Below are 17,130 nucleotides of genomic sequence, written 5' to 3'. Positions count from 1 at the left end.
ATCAGGCGAAACGGGTGCCGCCGTTCGGCGCGTCGAGCAGTTCGTCGAGATTGCGCGAGATCTTCTGCTCGATCTGCTCGCTGAAACTGCTGAACAGGAAACCCAGCGTGGCCTCCAACTTGAAAGTGTCGGCGGTCACCTCGACCGTGCCGTCGATGCCGGGGCGGCTGAACTGCGCGACATCGCAGTCCTTGCCCTCGGTGTAGGTGCACTCCAGGCCGTAGTCCTCTTCGACCTGCTGCACCCATTGGCGCGCGACTTCGCGGGCGCCGGCAATGCCCAGCGTGTGGTTTCTCTCGATATGGATGTCAGGCACCATGATCTCCGTTGTTGTTGTCGCTGGAATGGGTCTGCAGGATGCCCGTGGCGGTCTGCAAGGCACTCCGGCGTTCTTCCGTGGTCGGCAGCGCGGCGATGCGCCGGACCTCAGTGTAGAAGCGCGGCCAGTCGCGGCCCTCGCGCTCGAACAGCGCCTCGAAGGCCGGCACCAGGTCGTCGTACGCCCCCTGCGCACCGAAGGCCGCGTTGTTGGCGCGCGCCACCCAGCCATCGTAGGCGCCCTGGCGCGGGCCGGGCCATCCTTTCCTCAGCTCGGCATAGCGCGCGCGGAAGTCGGCCATCGCGGCCTTCTTCATCGCCTCGACGGCGGGCCAGTCCTTGGCCTTGGCCTTGGCCTCGGGCGACTCGTACACCTGCGTGAGCGCGCGGCGCGTGTTGAGGGCGAGCGCGCGGAATTCCTGGCGCTGGCCGTCGAACTGCGCGTATTCGCGACGCGCCGCCTCTCCGGCTTCGCGCTGCAGCCACATGCCGCCGCCGATGCGCTCGACCGCCGTGGCATAGGACTCGTTGAACACCGTGTCGCCCGGCACGTACAGCACCTGGTGCGCCAGCTCGTGGAACACGAGGCGCGCGAGTTCGCCTTCGGGGTAGCCGATGAAGGTGGAGAGCAGCGGATCGCCGCCGGCCCAGTTCATCCAGCCCAGCGTGGAGTACGCGGGCACGGGGTACACGGCCACTTCGAGATCGAGCGCGCGCTGCGCCTCGGCCTCGCTCCTGGCCGCCTGCTCGCTGTAGTAGCCGCGGTAACCCACGCAGCCGGCCACCGGGAAGCACCAGCTCTTGAGCGTGAGCGAATACGGCGGCGCGGCCACCACGTTCCATACGGCCGCGGGGCGGTGCAGGTCGGCGTACGACTTGTAGCTCGCGTTGTCGGGCAGGCCGAGCTCGGCCGAGGCGAAACGGCGGATGCGCTGGGTGAGTTCGAGCTTGGCCTTCAGAGGCGCCGAGGTGGCCGGGTCCGCGAGCCATTCGGGCACCGGCTTGGCAGCCCGCAGGATGCCGATGTGGCCGCTGGCGGACTGCCAGTAGTAGCCGAGGTCGGCGCAACCCGTGAGGAACAGGGCGCCGGCCAGTGTCAATACCGGGAGCGCCCTCACAAGCGTTCGACTTCGACGAGACAGTCGTAGAAGGTCGGGCCGCGGCCGATGTCGGTCAACCGCTGGCTCGTGAGCTGGTTGACGTTGGTGCCGTCGCCGCCGAACTTGCGCCACCAGATGCCCATGCCGTGCACCACGCCCTGGCGCGCGCGGCGCGACACCTCTGCGCGGCAGCGGTGCTCGCCGCGTTGGTTGAACACGCGCACCATCGCGCCGTCCTCGATGCCACGCGCGGCGGCGTCGGCCGCGTGGATTTCGAGCAGCGGCTCGACCTCGATGGCGCGCAGGCTCGTCACGTTGACGAAGGTGGAGTTGAGGAAGTTGCGCGCGGGCGGCGAGATCATCGCGAGCGGGAATTCGGTCGAGCTGCCGGCTGGCTCCCAATTGGGCACGTGGTCGGGCACGCCGTCCATGCCCATGGCTTCGAGGCGCGCGCTGAAGAACTCGCAACGGCCCGAGGGCGTGGGGAATTTGCCTTCGGCGAACGGCGCCTCGGGCAGCTTCACAGTCGTGAAGCCCTGGGTCAGCATCTGTGCGTAGTCGATGGCGTTCTCGGCGAACGCGGTGCGGCACAGCGCCTGGTCGTCGTCCGAGAAGCAGGGCTCGTCGAAGCCCATGCGGCGCGCCAGCTCGCGGAACACCCAGGCGTTGCTGCGGGCCTCGCCGCGCGGCGCGACCGCGGGGCGGTTCAGCAGCACGTCGGTGTGGCCGTAGCTGCAGTGGATGTCCCAATGCTCCAGCTGCGTGGTGGCGGGCAGCAGGTAGTCGGCGTAGTCGGCGGTGTCGGTGCGGAACTGCTCCAGCACCACGGTGAAGAGGTCTTCGCGCGCGAAGCCCGCCACCACCTTGGCCGAATCGGGCGCAACCGCGACCGGGTTGCTGTTGTAGACCACGATGGCCTTCACCGGCTTGGCCTCATCGAGCAGCGCGTCGCCGATGGTGCTCATGTTGATGGTGCGAGGGCGGCGTCCTTCGAGCAGGTCGGGGCGCTGCAGCGCGGCGCGGTCGACCGGGAAATGGCCCGAGCTGCTCAGCAGCACCCCGCCGGCGCGGTGGCGCCACGCGCCCACCAGCGCCGGCAGGCAGGCGACGGCGCGGGCCGCGTTGCCGCCGCCGCGCACGCGCTGCATGCCGTAGTTCAGGCGAATGGCCGCGGGCTTCGTCGTGCCGTAGGCCTCGGCCAGTGCCACGATCTGCGCCTCGGGAATGCCGCAGACCTCGGCCGCGCGCGAAGGCGGCCACTGCAGCGCGCGCTCGCGCAGCTGCTCCCAGCCCAGCGTGTGGTTCGCGATGTAGTCGTGGTCGAGCCAGTCGTGCACGATCAGTTCATGCATCAGCGCCAGGGCCAATGCGGCGTCGGTGCCGGGCAGCAGCGCGATGTGCTCGTCGCACTTGTCGGCGGTTTCGGTCTTGCGCGGATCGATGCACACCAGCCGTGCGCCCGCACGCTTGGCGGCCTGGGCGTGGCGCCAGAAATGCAGGTTGCTGGCGATGGAGTTGCTGCCCCAGATGAGGATCAGTTTCGCCTCGGCGAAGAACTCGATCCGCATGCCGACCTTGCCGCCCAGCGTGTGGACCATGGCCTCGCCCCCGGCCATCGAGCAGATCGTGCGGTCCAGCAGCGAAGCGCCCAGCTTGTGGAAGAAGCGCCGGTCCATCGATTCGCCCTGCACCAGCCCCATGGTGCCCGCATAAGAGTAGGGGAGAATTGCTTCCGGATCGGCGTGCAATGACCGAAGATGCGCGGCGATGTCGGCCAGTGCGGCATCCCACGAGACCGGCTCGAACTGGCCGCTGCCCTTGGGGCCGACGCGCTTCATGGGCTGCACCAGCCGCTCGGCATGGTCGTTGCGTTCGATGTAGCGCGACACCTTGGTGCAGAGCACGCCGCCGGTGTGCGAATGGGCGGCATTGCCCTGCAGCTTCACGGCCACGCCGTCCTTGACGGTGGTGACGAGCGCGCAGGTGTCGGGGCAGTCGTGCGGGCAGGCGCCCAGCACGGTGGTGGTCTGGGCAGGGGAAGTCGTTGCTTCCAGGGAGTCCGGTGCGTGGGGCATCGGGCAAGTCTAAATTGAGTGCGAGAAAAACGCGCAGCGGGCGCAGAGGGAGTTTTTCACAATGGTGAATCGCAGGCATTTTTCTCTGGCCATCGGGGCTGCCGCCACGCTGGGCAGCTTCCGTATCGCGCAGGCGCAGGCCGAAGCGCCGCTCGTGCTCGGCCAGTCCGCGCCTTTCACCGGTCCGGCCGCGCAGTTGGGCATCCAGTTTCACCAGGGCGCCAAGGTGTTCCTGGACCAGTACAACGCCCAGCCGGGTCGACGCAACGTGGTGATCAAGAACCTGGACGACGGCTACGAACCCGACCGCTGCGCCGCCAACACCCAAAAGCTGATCGAGGAGGACGTGTTCGCCCTCTTCGGCTACATCGGCACCCCGACCAGCCTGGCCGCGTTGCCGCTGGCGGTGAAGGACAAGATCCCGTTCATCGCGCCGTTCACGGGGGCGATGTCGCTGCGGGAGCCCTTCCACAAGAACGTGTTCCACCTGCGCGCCTCGTACAACGACGAGACGGCGCTGATGGTCAAGCAACTCACCCACCTGGGCCTGAAGAAGATCGCGGTCTTCTACCAGAACGACGCCTACGGCAAGGCCGGGCTCGACGGGGTGACGCTGGCGCTGTCGCAGCTGGACCTCAAGCCGGTCGCCATGGCCACGGTGGAGCGCAATTCAGCCGATGTGGCGCAGGCGGTGAAGGCCATCGTGGGCGCGCGGCCCGATGCGGTGGTGCAGGTGGGCGCGTACAAGGCCTGCGCGGCGTTCATCCGCGAGGCGCGCAAGGCGAGCTACGGCGGCACCTTCATCAACCTGTCGTTCGTCGGCACGCAGGCACTGGCCGACGAACTCGGCAAGGAAGCCGCGGGCGTGATGGTGACGCAGGTGGTGCCCTCGCCCTACAACCCGGCCAACGCGATCACGCGCGAATTCGTCGATGCGGTGCGCAAAGCAGGCGGCGGGGCCAGCGCGAACTTCTCGAGCATGGAGGGCTACCTCGCCGCGAAGGTGCTGACCGAGGGGCTGCGGAAGGCCTCGGGCAAGGTCACGCGCGACAGCCTTGTCGCGGGGCTGGAGAGCATCGACCGGCAGCAGTTCGGCGGGTTCGAGGTGTCGTTCTCGGCGAAGAACCACGTGGGATCGAAGTTCGTGGAACTGTCGATGCTGACGGGTGACGGGCGGGTTCGGACCTGAACAGGTCAGCCGCTCAGCCCATCCACCGCCTGGAACATCGCCTGCCGGGCCTGGCTGACGATCTGCCCGCGCCAGGCGTCGGTGTCCGTATAGAACGCCTCGACCATCCGCGCACGGATGCCGTCCGCCAGGTCGGCCGGTGCGTCGGGGTGCTTGTGCAGCCAGTGGTCGGCGCGCAGCGCGCCGGTCACCTCCAGGATCGGCAGCGTCCCGTATTCGAGCGCGATGCCGGTGTATTCGGCCTGCGGGCATTCTTCGTACACGGCGTCCCACATCAGCCCGCGCAGCAGCGCCGAAGTCGATGAGCCGTCGTAGATCGAGGTGACGGGCGCCGCGGGCGTGCCCCACCAGGCGTTCGCGCGGCCATAGGCGACCTTGTCGTCCTTGCCCGCATAGATGCGCTCGCCGAGACCGTTCGGGCCGAGCCCCGTGTGCAGGTCGATCCAGGCGATGCGCTTTGCGCTGCCGGCATGGCGGCGCAACACGCCGCGGATGGTCTTGTTGCTCCAGGTGGGCGCCTTGCCGCCGAAGAAGAGGCCATCGTCGAACTGGTATTGACCGCTGGTGACCGCTGCCTGGTAGGCGGTGGTGCCGTGCTTTTCGATCCACTTCTCGACGGCCGCCTGGTTTTCGGGGGTAGGCGGCCAGGTGTCGGGCAGCAGCAGCGGATGCAGCTTGGCATAGGCCTCGTTGACCGGCACCGGCTGCGAGAAGTCGATGAAGTTGCGGTTCAGGTCGACGTTCTCGTGCGTCACACGACGGCCGTACGAAAAACCGTGCGGGTTGAGCGCATGCACGTAGAGCACCGCCACGCCCTGCGCCTTGGCCTTGTCGCGCCACTCGGCATCGTGCAGCGCGAACACCTGCACGCCGCTGCCGCAATGGCCTTCGGCGCCGTGGCAGGCGCTGGAGACGATCAGCAGGCGCTCGGCGTTCGCATCGCCGTCGAGCGCCACGTCCATCGAGAGGTCTTCGCCGTCGCGCCCCTTGAGCGGGTGCGCATGCGGCTCCACGGTGAGGCCCGCGCTCACGCAGCCTTGCAGGAATTTCTGGCGCGCCTGGGCGTAGCGCGGCGAAAAGGCCTCGCCGATGCCGATCATGAGACGTTGCCGCCCGGCTTGTTCAGGAACTGCTCGGCGATCTGTACCCAGCAGGTGGCGCCGAGCGGGATCAGGTCGTCGTTGAAGTCGTAGCTCGCGTTGTGCAGCGTGCACGGGCCTTCGCCGTGGTGCACGTCGCGGTGCGCGCCGTCGCCGTTGCCGATGAAGGCATAGGCGCCGGGCTTGGCCTGCAGCATGAAGGCGAAGTCTTCCGAGGTCATGGCTGCTTCCTGCTTCAGCACGTTTTCCGCGCCGACGATGCCAGCCATCACGCCGCGCGCGAAGTTGGCTTCGGCCTCGGTGTTGATGGTGGGCGGGTAGTAGCGCTCGAAGCGGAAGTCGCAGGTCGCGTCGTGCGCCGCGCAGATGTGCTCGGCGATCTGCCGCATCTTGGCTTCGATCATGTCGAGCACCTCGATGGAGAAGGTGCGCACCGTGCCCGACAGCTCGCAGTTGTCGGGGATCACGTTGTTGGTTTCGCCTGCATGGATCGTGGTGACCGAGATCACCGCCGAATCCGTCGGCTTCATCTTGCGAGTGAGGATGGTCTGGAAGGCCTGCACGATCTCGCAGGCGATCGGCACCGGGTCGATGCCGGTCTGCGGCAGCGCGGCGTGGCCGCCCTTGCCGATCACGTTGACATGGAACTTGTTGCCCGACGCCATCACCGGGCCGGGGCTCACCGCGAACTGGCCGGCCTTCATGCCGGGCCAGTTGTGCATGCCGAACACGGCGTCCATGGGGAACTGCTCGAAGAGCCCTTCCTTGATCATTTCGCGGGCACCGCCGCCGCCCTCTTCGGCCGGCTGGAAGATCAGGTAGACAGTGCCGTCGAAATTGCGGTTTTTGGCCAGGTGCTGGGCGGCTGCGAGCAGCATCGCGGTGTGGCCGTCGTGGCCGCAGGCGTGCATCTTGCCGTGGTGCTTGCTGGCATGGGCGAAGGTGTTGAGCTCGGTGACGGGCAGTGCGTCCATGTCGGCGCGCAGGCCGACGGCGCGGTTGCTGGTGCCGTTCTTGACGATGCCGACGACGCCGGTGGTGCCAAGGCCCCGGTGAATGGGAATGCCCCATTCGGTGAGCTTGCCTGCCACCACATCGGCGGTGCGGACTTCTTCGAAACAGAGTTCAGGGTGGGCGTGGAGGTCACGTCGGACGGCGGCGATGCCGGCCGCCTGCGTGACGAGCGAATCGATGAGTTTCATGGGGCACAGTCTAGGCTTTGCAGAATGCGCCGCAAAGACCGTGCCGGGCAAACCCTCAGGCTGCGTTCAAGAACCCGGTCAGCGCCCCATGCTCTTGAGGTACTCGCTGCGTGCGGCCAGCGCGGTGTCGGTGAAGTCGGTGAAAACGCCGTCCACGCCGAGCTTGTAATAAATCGCGTACTCGTTCTTGCCGTCCTTGTTGTAGTCCGCTGCCAGGCGGCGCGACTCGTTGCGGAAGGTGAAGGGGTGCACGAAAAGGCCCGCCTTGTGGGCGTCGGCGATCAGCGTGGTGGGCGAGACCGAGGTGGCGTCGGCGTCGTTGATCTTGCCGTCGTTGTTCACGTCCAGCGGCTTGCCGTCGGCGCCGATGCTGCCCTTGATGGTGACGATGTAGCGCTTCCACGGGCCGATGCCGTCGGCATAGGTCTTGATCTCGGCCAGGCCCGCGGGCGTGACCATGACGTCGAAGTTGCGCTTGTCGCCGGCCTTGGTCCACTCGTAGGGGCGGTCGACCGGAATCGCATAGGTCATGGCGCCGGTCTTCATGTCGATGCCGTCACCGTCGATCAGCTGGATCAGCTTGGTGTTCAGGCCCTTGGCCTTCATGTACTTGAGGCTGCCCGGCTCGAACGACTGCACGTAGATGGGCGCGGTCTTGCTGTTCCAGCCGGCCGCGTTGATGGCGGCGATGACCTTGTCTTCCATCGGCAGGCCTAGGTCGCGGAAGTAGGTCGGGTTCTTGGTTTCCGGATAGATCGCGATGGTGCGGCCGGTTTCCTTCGACTTGGCCTTGGCGAAATCGATGATCTCCTGGAAGGTCACGATCTTGAACTTGCCGTTGAATTCCTGCGGGCGCTCGGCGTCGGTGGAGATGCCGCCCAGCGTCTTGATCTCGGCCAGCGTGAAGTCGTTGCTGAACCAGCCGGTCTGGGTTTCGCCGTCGACCTTGATCGTCTTCTTGCGCGAGGCGAAACGGGCGTGCCTGGCCACGTCGGTGCTGATGGCCAGGTTGGGGTCGTGGCGGGCGATGAGCACGCCGTCCTTGGTGGAGACCAGGTCCATCTCGATCACGTCGGCACCCAGTTCGATGGCCTTCGTGTAGGCCTCCAGCGTCTGCTCCGGCAGGTAGCCCGAGGCGCCGCGGTGGGCGATGACCAGCGGCGGGTTGCCGTCCAGCGTCAGGAGCTTGGCGGGGCCCGAGGGGCCGGTGCCGCTGCAAGCCGCAACGCACAGGGCGGCGGTGGCGGTCAGGGCGATCTGAAGGGTGCGCATGGTTTTTTTCTCCATCCAAAAGAGGCGCAGCGTACCCGCTCCGGGTGACAGCCAGAACAACCGCAGACGCCGGGCATCGACTTCTTGGACAATCTGTTGCATGCCCCACACGCTTTCCCCCCAAAGCCTCGCGCTGGCCCAGTCGCTGGTGCGCATGAACACCATCAGCGCGAACAGCAACCTCCAGCTGATCGACCTCGCGCAGAGCCACCTCGCCGCCCTCGGCGTGAAGAGCCGCATCACCTACAACGCCGAGCGCACCAAGGCGAACCTGTTCGCCACCTTGGGCGAAGGCAAGCCGGCCGGGGTGATCATCTCGGGGCACACCGACACGGTGCCCTGGGACGGCCAGGACTGGAGCGTCGACCCGCTCTCCGCCGTGGTGCAGAACGAGCGCCTCTACGGCCGCGGCTCGGCCGACATGAAAAGCTTCATCGCCATCGCCCTCTCCAACGCCAAGCGCTTCCTTGAAAGCGACTCGCCCTTCGCGGTGCATTTCGCCTTCAGCTACGAGGAAGAAATCGGCTGCTTCGGCGTGAAGGAACTCATCGCCGACATGCGCGATGCGGGCATCAAGCCGCTCGCCTGCATCGTGGGTGAGCCCACCAGCATGGTGCCGGCCATCGCGCACAAGGGCGTGTACCGCTACAAGTGCTGCGTGCGCGGCAAGGAGGCGCATTCGTCGCTCACGCCCAAGTCGGTCAATGCCATCGAGATGGCCGCGCGCGTGATCGGCAAGGTGCGCGACATGGCCGAGGACTTCGAGCGCAGCGAGCCCCGCTACGAGGGCTTCGACGTGCCCTTCAGCACCGCGAGCGTGGGCCAGTTCCATGGCGGCATCGCCGACAACGTGGTGCCGCGCGATGCCGAGTTCCGCTATGAATTCCGCGACCTGCCCACGGCCGATGCCAAGCGCATGCAGTCCGACGTGCTGGCCTATGCCGCGAGCATCGAGCCCGCGATGAAGAAGGTGGCGCCCGATGCGGGCTTCACGTTCGAAACGATCTGCGAGATCCCGAGCTTTCTCGGTGCAGCCAACGACCCCATCACGCTGCTCGCGCAGCGCCTCGCGGGCGAGGACCGCACCACCTTGGTGGCCTTCGGCACCGAAGCGGGCTTGTTCAAGAACGCGGGCATCCCCACGGTGGTGTGCGGCCCGGGCAGCATCGAGCAGGCGCACCAGCCCGACGAGTTCGTGAGCCTGGAGCAGTTGGCACGCTGCGAATTGTTCATGGAGCGGCTGGCAACCTCTCACACCATTGGCTGAAGACCAGAGCAGCACTGCGCTGCGGCGCATGAAGCGCGTCGCGCTCGGCCTGCTGTGCGCGGCGGCGCTGCTCTATGCGTTGGCCAGCGCGCTGCACGCGCAGCATCCGGCCTGGGGCTACGTGGCCGCCTTCGCCGAGGCCGCGATGGTCGGCGCGATTGCCGACTGGTTCGCGGTGGTGGCACTGTTCCGCCATCCGCTGGGCCTGCCGATTCCGCACACCGCGATCATCCCGAGCAACAAGGACCGGATCGGCGCCAAGCTCGCGGGCTTCATCTGCAACAACTTCCTGAGCACCGCGCAGGTGCTCGCGAAGCTGCGCGAGTTCGATACCGCCGGCCGCATCGCCGACTGGCTCGCACGGCCCGCGAGTGGCGAGAAGCTGGGCGCATGGGGCGTGGCCGCCACGCGCTATGGGCTCACCGCCTTCGACGACGAACGGGTACGCGACTTCATGGGCCGTGCCGCCGCAGCGGGCCTCGAGAAGATCGACCTCTCGCGCCTCACCGGCCAGGCGCTCGATGCGCTCACCGCGGGCGGGCGCCACCAGGCGCTGCTCGACGACGTGCTGCAGCAGGTGGCGGGCCTGCTCGAAGGCGATGAGGTGCAGGCACACATCACCGAGGCCATCGCGCGCGAGATCAAGACGCTGCGCTACGTGGGTCTCGATCAGGTCGCAGCCAAGCTCGCCACGCGCAAGATCGTCGCCGCCGTCGCGCACACCATCGGCGAACTGGCGGCCGAGCCGGACCACCCGATGCGCAAGCGCTTCGACCACTTCGTCGACGACTTCGTGGTGCGCCTGAAGCTGGACCCCGATTTCCAGCAGCGCGGCGAACAGATCCGCGCCGAGTTGATGGCGCACCCGGCCCTGGGCGACTATCTGCACGGGCTCTGGGGCGAACTGCTGGCGTGGCTGGACGACGACCTGCGCCGCAGCGATTCGACGATCCGCCAGCGCATCGCGTCGATGGCCGGCGCGCTGGGCACGCGGCTGCAGGCCGACGAGGCCATCCGCCACTGGATCAACGAACAGATCGAGGCCGCTGCGCCGCTGGCGATCGAGCGCTACCGCGAGGACATCCGCCGCTACATCGAGGAGCGGGTCGGCGAGTGGAACGCCGAGGAGATGACGGTGGAACTGGAGCGGCACATCGGGCGCGACCTGCAGTTCATCCGCATCAACGGCACGCTGGTGGGCGGGCTGGTGGGCCTCGTGATCCACACCGTCACGCAGCTGCTGCGCGGGTAATCCCGCGGCGGACGAAAGTCCGCATGTCACAGGAAAGACTGCACCACCCCCCCTTCCTCCTTCTAGACTGCGCGCGCACTCACAAGAAGGAGAAGAAGACATGCCCCGTCACCCGTTCCGCGCGACCACCGCGCTGATCGCCACGCTCGCCCTGCTGGGTGCCTGCAGCACGGTCGCACCGCCTGCGTCCACGTCCGTGCCAGCTCCCTCGTCGACACCCGCACCGGTGCTTCCACCGCTCACCACCCGACCCGCCTCGTGGGCCGCGCCCGAGGCGCTGGTACCGCCGTCGTCGTTCTCGGGCGTGCACGGCCTGGCCATCGATGCCAAGGGCCGGCTGCTCGCGGGCTCGGTGCTCGGCAACACGCTGTGGGAGGTCGACCGCACCACCGGCGTGGCCAAGGTGCTGATCGACGCACCCGAAGGCCAGGCCGACGACATCGCGGTCGGTCCCCAGGGCGAGCTGGCCTGGACCAACTACCTCATGGGCATGCTGCGCTACCGCGAGAGCGACACCGCGCCGCTGCGCGTGCTCGCCAAGGACCTGCCCGGCCTCAACTCGCTCGATTTCGACCGCCGGAGCGGCAAGCTCTACGCCTCGCAGGTGTTCCTGGGCGATGCGCTGTGGGAAATCGACCGCACCGGCCAGAAGCCGCCGCGGCTCATCAAGAAGGACATGGGCGGCTTCAACGGCTTCGAGGTCGGGCCCGACGGCCTGCTCTACGGGCCGCTGTGGTTCAAGGGCCAGGTCGTGAAGATCGATCCGGCCAACGGCAACATGACCGTGATCGCGGACGGCTTCAAGATCCCGGCCGCGGCCAATCTCGATGGCAAGGGCAACCTCTGGGTGGTGGATGCGCGCAGCGGCGAGCTGGTGCGGGTGGAGCTGGCCACCGGCAGGAAGACGGTCGCCAAGCAGCTGAGGCCTTCGCTGGACAACCTGGCCATCACCCCGGACGGCACGATCTACGTGTCGAACATGGCCAACAACGAGGTGCAGGCCTTCAACCCCGCCACCGGCGAACTGCGCACCCTCACCAGCGGCAAGTTGGCGGTGCCCGCGGGCCTGAAGATCGATGGCAACGACCTCTGGGTGGCCGACGTCTTCGGCTTCCGGCAGGTGGACGTGCGCACCGGCGAAGTGCGCGACGTGTTCCGCATGCAGCGCGAGCCGGAGCTCGACTATCCCTTCGCAGTCGGCCTCTCGCCCACGCGCTTCGCGCTGACCTCGTGGTTCACCGGCACGGTCCAGCTGGTCGACCGCCAGACGCTCAAGACCGTGGAAACCATCCACGGCCTGAAGGCGCCGTTCGATGCGATCCCCATGCCCGACGGCAGCGTGATCTACGCGGAACTCGCCAGCGGCAGCATCACGCGCGCCAGCGGGCCGAAGTTTGCAGACAAGTCAGTGCTTGCTAGCGGATTGAACGGCCCAGTGCAGATGGTCCTGGGCCAGGACGGTGCGCTCTACGTCACCGAGGCCGCCGGCAAGCTGCTGCGCATTCCGCTCGATGCCAGCGCGCCGCTGCGCACCATCGTCGACGGCCTCGCGCTGCCCGAGGGCGTGGCGCAGACGCCGTGGGGCAGCTTTGTCGTGGCCGAGAGCGCGGCGCGGCGGCTGGTGGAGATCGACCCGGCCAACGGCACCCGCCGGACCATCGCCGAGAACCTGCCGATCGGCCTCGCGCCCGGGCCCGGACTGCCGCCGCCCTACGTGGTGACGGGCGTGGCCGTGGGCACCGATGGCACGGTCTACGTAAGCGCCGACCGGAACAATGCGATATATCGAATCCGTGCCGTAAGGTAGGGTAACGATAAGTACAGATTTCGATTTACTTTTAAAAACAAATATTACAAACTGGCCGGGACGCCGTTTTGGTGCCCCGATCACATCCGGTTTCCGGGGCCCGCAGGCGTTTCTCTGAAAGGAAAAAACGCATGACTCCCCTCGTCGTAGGCCAGTTGCTGTCGCCCGAGTACTCGCTGGGGCTGGTGGCGCTTTCGTTCCTCATCTCGTTCGCGGGATCGCTGGTGGCGTTGATCTGCGCGGGTCGCATGGTCGGCGCGGACGGCAAACCCAACCTCGCCGTCGTGGCCTGCGCGGCGGTGGCGCTGGGCGGCATCGGCATCTGGTCGATGCACTTCATCGGCATGCTGGCGTACCGGCTGCCGGTGGCCATCTCGTACAACATGCCGCTGACGATCGTGTCGCTGGTGGCCGCCATCCTCATTTCCGGCATCGCCCTCTACCTGGCCGGGGGCCGGCGCAAGTTCAGCAAGCCCGGCTGGCTCGCCGGCAGCCTGCTGGCGGGGCTCGGCGTGTGCGTGATGCACTACATGGGCATGTTCGCGATGAACATGCGCGCCTCGATGGAGTTCGACATGGGTACCGTCGCGCTGTCGGTGGCGATCGCCATCACCGCCGCCGCGGCCGCCCTGTGGCTGGCCTTCAACCTGCGCAAGCTCAGCCACCAGATCGCGGCCGCCGCGGTGATGGGCGTGGCGGTCTGCACGATGCACTACGTGGGCATGAGCGCCGCCAGCATGGTCTGCACGGCCGCGGCACCCACGGATGCGCTTGCCATCGGCGGCAGCTACATGGGCCTGTCGGTGTTCGGCACGGCCGGCGCGGTGCTGATCTTCATCTTCTGGGTGGTCACCGGCAGCAGCCTGGACGCACCCACCGCACCGCAGCGCGCCCGCACCAGCTAGTTGGCGCAAGCGGGCGGGAGGCCCGGTCCCTACAGTCTGTGCAGAGCGAAAAAACCAGCGAGCTGCACAGACCCCATGCCCGTCATCGAATCCCGGCTGTCATCGGCCAGCGACACCTTCCAGGCCAACCGCACCGGCATGCTCGCGCTGCTCGGTCAGGTGCGCGCACACGAGGCCCGCGCCGCGGCGGCCTCGGGCGCCTCGGCCGAGCGCTTTGCCAAGCGCGGCCAGCTGCTGCCGCGCGAACGTGTCGCACTGCTGCTGGACACCGGCGCGCCCTTCCTGCCGCTGGCCTCGCTCGCGGGCCTCGGCCATGACAACCCCGATCTCTCGAAGAGCGTGCCCGGCGGCGGGCTGATCTCGGGCATCGGCCAGGTCGCGGGCGTGCGCTGCATGGTGAGCGCCTCCGACTCCGGCATCGACGCCGGCGCGCTTCAGCCCATGGGCCTGGAGAAGCAACTGCGCGTGCAGGAGATCGCACTCGAGAACAAGCTGCCCTACGTGCAGCTGGTCGAAAGCGCCGGTGCCAACCTCATGCAGTACCGCGTGCAGGACTTCGTGCGCGGCGGCAGCATCTTCCGCAACCTCGCGCGCCTCTCGGCCGCGGGGCTGCCGGTGGTGACGGTGACGCACGGCTCCTCCACCGCGGGCGGCGCCTACCAGACGGGCCTGTCGGACTACATCGTGATGGTGCGCGACCGCACGCGGGCCTTTCTCGCCGGACCGCCGCTGCTGAAAGCCGCCACTGGCGAGATCGCCACCGAAGAAGAACTCGGCGGCGCCGTGATGCACACCCACATCTCGGGCCTGGGCGACTACCTTGCCGAAGACGACCGCGACGCCATCCGCATCGCGCGCTCGATCCTCGGCGGCATCGACTGGGCCCGCGACGAAGCACCGCGCGCCTTCACGCCGCCGCGCTACGACGCCGAAGACCTGCTGGGCATCATGCCCAGCGACGGACGCCGGCCGGTCGACATGCGCGAAGTCATCGCGCGCATCGCAGACGGCTCCGAGTTCCTCGAGTTCAGCGAGCACTACGGCAGCGCCACCGTCTGCGGCCACATCCGGCTCGAAGGGCATGCGGTGGGCATTGTCACCAACAACGGCCCCATCGACGCAGGCGGTGCAACAAAGGCCACGCACTTCATCCAGGCGTGCTGCCAGTCGCGCACGCCCATCGTCTACCTGCAGAACATCACCGGCTACATGGTGGGCCGCGCGCACGAGGAGGCCGGCATCATCAAGCACGGCGCGAAAATGATCCAGGCCGTGACCAACGCCACGGTGCCGCAGATCACGCTGTACTGCGGCGCCTCCTACGGCGCGGGCAACTACGGCATGTGCGGGCGCGGCTTCGCGCCGCGCTTCTGCTTCTCGTGGCCCAACGCGCGCACCGCGGTGATGGGCGGCGAACAGGCTGCGAAGACCATGGCCATCGTCATGGAGGCCGGCATGGCGCGCAAGGGCGCGGTCGACACCGCGAAGATCGATGCGATGCAGCAGCAGATCGTCGAGCGCTTCGACCGGCAGATGAGCGTGTTCACCACCAGCGCGATGCTGCTGGACGACGGCGTGATCGATCCGCGCGACACGCGCGCGGTGCTGGCCGAAGTGCTGGCTGTGTGCCGCGATGCAGATGCGCGCGTGCCGCAGGCGATGCAGTTCTCGGTGGCGCGGCCATGAGCGGATTCAACAAGATCCTTGTCGCCAACCGCGGAGAAATCGCGGTCCGCGTGATGCGCACCGCACGCGCCATGGGCTATCGCACGGTGGCCGTGTATTCGAGCGCCGACGCCGATGCGGAGCATGTGCGGCAAGCCGACCAGTCGGTGTGGATCGGCGAATCGCTGCCCGCGCAGAGCTACCTGAACATCGCCGCCATCATCGACGCCGCGCGTTCGAGCGGCGCGCAGGCCGTGCATCCCGGCTACGGCTTTCTCGCCGAGAACGCCGGGTTCGCGCAGGCCTGCCGCGACGCGGGCCTGGTCTTCATCGGTCCCTCTCCCGAAGCCATCCGTGCGATGGGCGACAAGGCCGGCGCGAAGCGATTGATGCAAGCGGCCGGCGTGCCGTGCATTCCCGGCTACCAGGGCGAAGACCAGAGCCAGTCCACGCTGGCAACCGAAGCCGAGCGCATCGGCTGGCCCGTGATGATCAAGGCGACCGCCGGCGGCGGCGGGCGCGGCATGCGGCTCGTGCCATCGGCCCCGGCCTTTGCCGAGCTGCTGCAGAGCGCGCAGTCCGAAGCACTCAACGCCTTCGGCGATGCGACCGTGATCCTGGAGCGCGCGATCGTCGCGCCGCGCCACATCGAGATCCAGGTGTTCGCCGACCGGCACGGCAATGCCATCCACCTCGGCGAGCGCGACTGCTCGGTGCAGCGGCGGCATCAGAAGGTGATCGAAGAGTCGCCCTCGCCGGCCGTGTCGACTGAATTGCGCGAACGCATGGGAGCGACCGCCGTTGCAGCGGCAAAAGCCATCGCATACGAAGGCGCGGGCACGCTCGAATTCCTGCTCGATGCCGAGGGCCAGTACTGGTTCATGGAAATGAACACGCGGCTGCAGGTGGAGCATCCGGTGACCGAGGCGGTGACCGGGCTCGACCTGGTTGAACTGCAGTTGCGCGTCGCCGCCGGTGAATTGCTGCCGCTTGCGCAGCAAGACGTGCGCATGCGCGGCCACGCGATCGAAGTGCGCTTGTGCGCCGAAGACGCGCAGCAAGGCTTCATGCCACAGAGCGGCACGCTCGCAGCGTGGCGGCCGTCGCCGGCCCTGCGCACCGAGCATGCATTGCGCGATGGCGCAGCGGTGCCGCCGTTCTACGATTCGATGATCGCCAAGCTGGTGTCGCACGGCCGCACCCGCGACGAAGCAAGGCAGCGTCTCATCGCAGGCCTGCAGGACACCGTGGCGCTCGGCATCGCGACCAACCAGCAGTTTCTGCAGCGAGCGCTGTCACATCTGGTGTTCGCCGAAGGCGCGACGACGACAGCATTCATCGCGGAGCACGCCAATGCGCTGCTCGCGCTCGACACCGCCACGGAGCGCAGCGCCGCATTGCTCGCCACGCTGCTTTTGCAACTCGGCGAACGCGGCTGGCCTTCAACGCTCGCGCACGCGCTGCCCAATGCCCTGCGCTTCTCCCTCAACGGCAAGGTGCATGCGGCGCGCGTGACGCCGCAGGGCAGAGGCCGTTTCGATGTCGCACTCGATGCAGCTGCGCCTGAGCGCATCGAACTGCTTGCGCTGCCCGGTGACGGTGTTGTGCGCTTCTCGTGCAGCGGTGTTTCCGAGCAAGCCATGTCGGTGCGCGAGTCCGCCACTCGCCTCTGGATTCACTTCCGCGGCCAGTCCTTCGAACTCGAGAATCTCACGCATGTGGCAGTGCCGCGTGCCGGTGCCGCAGGCGGCGACGGCCTGCTGCGCGCCTCGATGAACGGCCGCGTCATCGCGCTGCTGGCCGCCGAGGGCGACACGGTCGCCGCCGGCCAGCCGCTCCTCACGCTCGAAGCGATGAAGATGGAGCACGTGCACTGCGCGCCGCGCGCCGGCCGTGTCGCCGCGCTGCATGTCGCAGTGGGCGCGCAGGTGGCAGCACGCCATGTGGTGGCGGAGATTGCCGACGCATGACGCGATCC

At 67.7% G+C, this 17,130-nt stretch carries 13 protein-coding genes; 7 read left to right on the top strand and 6 right to left on the bottom strand.

Annotated elements, in window-relative coordinates; all coding sequences use genetic code 11:
* Position 1: 1 nt before the first annotated feature.
* The 3 genes from ACSFA7_RS16650 to ACSFA7_RS16640 are packed head-to-tail and all read right to left on the bottom strand — an operon-like array spanning position 2 to position 3,493.
* Positions 2-319: a polyhydroxyalkanoic acid system family protein gene (locus ACSFA7_RS16650; RefSeq protein WP_435500406.1), complete on the bottom strand. Its 318-nt coding sequence runs from the start codon at positions 317-319 to the stop codon at positions 2-4.
* Positions 309-1,436: an aminopeptidase gene (locus ACSFA7_RS16645; RefSeq protein WP_435500405.1), complete on the bottom strand. Its 1,128-nt coding sequence runs from the start codon at positions 1,434-1,436 to the stop codon at positions 309-311. The genes ACSFA7_RS16650 and ACSFA7_RS16645 overlap by 11 nt, the downstream gene beginning before the upstream one ends.
* Positions 1,433-3,493, bottom strand: a complete 2,061-nt coding sequence (locus ACSFA7_RS16640) for a molybdopterin-containing oxidoreductase family protein (protein ID WP_435500404.1) — start codon at positions 3,491-3,493, stop codon at positions 1,433-1,435. The genes ACSFA7_RS16645 and ACSFA7_RS16640 overlap by 4 nt, the downstream gene beginning before the upstream one ends.
* A 61-nt stretch (positions 3,494-3,554) precedes the next feature.
* On the opposite strand from ACSFA7_RS16640, the gene ACSFA7_RS16635 reads away from it, so the two are divergent.
* Entirely contained in the window at positions 3,555-4,682 is a 1,128-nt protein-coding gene (locus ACSFA7_RS16635) for an ABC transporter substrate-binding protein (RefSeq protein ID WP_435500403.1), read from the top strand.
* Positions 4,683-4,687: 5 nt separating this feature from the next.
* On the opposite strand, the gene ACSFA7_RS16630 is transcribed toward ACSFA7_RS16635, so the two are convergent.
* From ACSFA7_RS16630 to ACSFA7_RS16620, 3 genes are all read right to left on the bottom strand, one after another.
* Positions 4,688-5,782: a M14 family metallopeptidase gene (locus ACSFA7_RS16630; RefSeq protein ID WP_435500402.1), complete on the bottom strand. Its 1,095-nt coding sequence runs from the start codon at positions 5,780-5,782 to the stop codon at positions 4,688-4,690.
* Complete coding sequence (locus ACSFA7_RS16625; RefSeq protein ID WP_435500401.1) at positions 5,779-6,984, bottom strand: M20 aminoacylase family protein; 1,206 nt, start codon at positions 6,982-6,984, stop codon at positions 5,779-5,781. The genes ACSFA7_RS16630 and ACSFA7_RS16625 overlap by 4 nt, the downstream gene beginning before the upstream one ends.
* Positions 6,985-7,062: 78 nt before the next feature.
* Positions 7,063-8,256, bottom strand: a complete 1,194-nt coding sequence (locus tag ACSFA7_RS16620; RefSeq protein ID WP_435500400.1) for a glycerophosphodiester phosphodiesterase — start codon at positions 8,254-8,256, stop codon at positions 7,063-7,065.
* Positions 8,257-8,356: 100 nt separating this feature from the next.
* Between ACSFA7_RS16620 and argE the strand changes: the two genes are divergently transcribed.
* From argE to ACSFA7_RS16590, 6 genes are all read left to right on the top strand, one after another.
* Positions 8,357-9,523, top strand: a complete 1,167-nt coding sequence (argE, locus tag ACSFA7_RS16615) for an acetylornithine deacetylase (protein ID WP_435500399.1) — start codon at positions 8,357-8,359, stop codon at positions 9,521-9,523.
* Entirely contained in the window at positions 9,516-10,775 is a 1,260-nt protein-coding gene (locus ACSFA7_RS16610) for a DUF445 domain-containing protein (RefSeq protein WP_435500398.1), read from the top strand. Before argE ends, ACSFA7_RS16610 begins: the two co-directional genes overlap by 8 nt.
* Before the next feature lie 100 nt (positions 10,776-10,875).
* Positions 10,876-12,582, top strand: coding sequence for a Vgb family protein (locus ACSFA7_RS16605; protein ID WP_435500397.1), 1,707 nt, complete (start codon positions 10,876-10,878; stop codon positions 12,580-12,582).
* Positions 12,583-12,713: 131 nt separating this feature from the next.
* Complete coding sequence (locus tag ACSFA7_RS16600) at positions 12,714-13,487, top strand: MHYT domain-containing protein (RefSeq protein WP_206176767.1); 774 nt, start codon at positions 12,714-12,716, stop codon at positions 13,485-13,487.
* Between the two features lie 75 nt (positions 13,488-13,562).
* Positions 13,563-15,173 carry an acyl-CoA carboxylase subunit beta gene (locus tag ACSFA7_RS16595; protein WP_435500396.1) on the top strand — a complete coding sequence of 537 codons (1,611 nt, stop codon included), beginning with the start codon at positions 13,563-13,565 and terminating at the stop codon, positions 15,171-15,173.
* Complete coding sequence (locus tag ACSFA7_RS16590) at positions 15,170-17,122, top strand: acetyl/propionyl/methylcrotonyl-CoA carboxylase subunit alpha (RefSeq protein ID WP_435500395.1); 1,953 nt, start codon at positions 15,170-15,172, stop codon at positions 17,120-17,122. The genes ACSFA7_RS16595 and ACSFA7_RS16590 overlap by 4 nt, the downstream gene beginning before the upstream one ends.
* The last annotated feature ends 8 nt before the right edge of the window (positions 17,123-17,130 follow it).

This window comes from Variovorax trehalosi (assembly GCF_051216415.1).
Classification (GTDB): Bacteria; Pseudomonadota; Gammaproteobacteria; order Burkholderiales; family Burkholderiaceae_C; genus Variovorax.
Note: the sequence above shows the minus strand (reverse complement) of the source record. Positions and strands in the feature narration are given on the sequence as shown.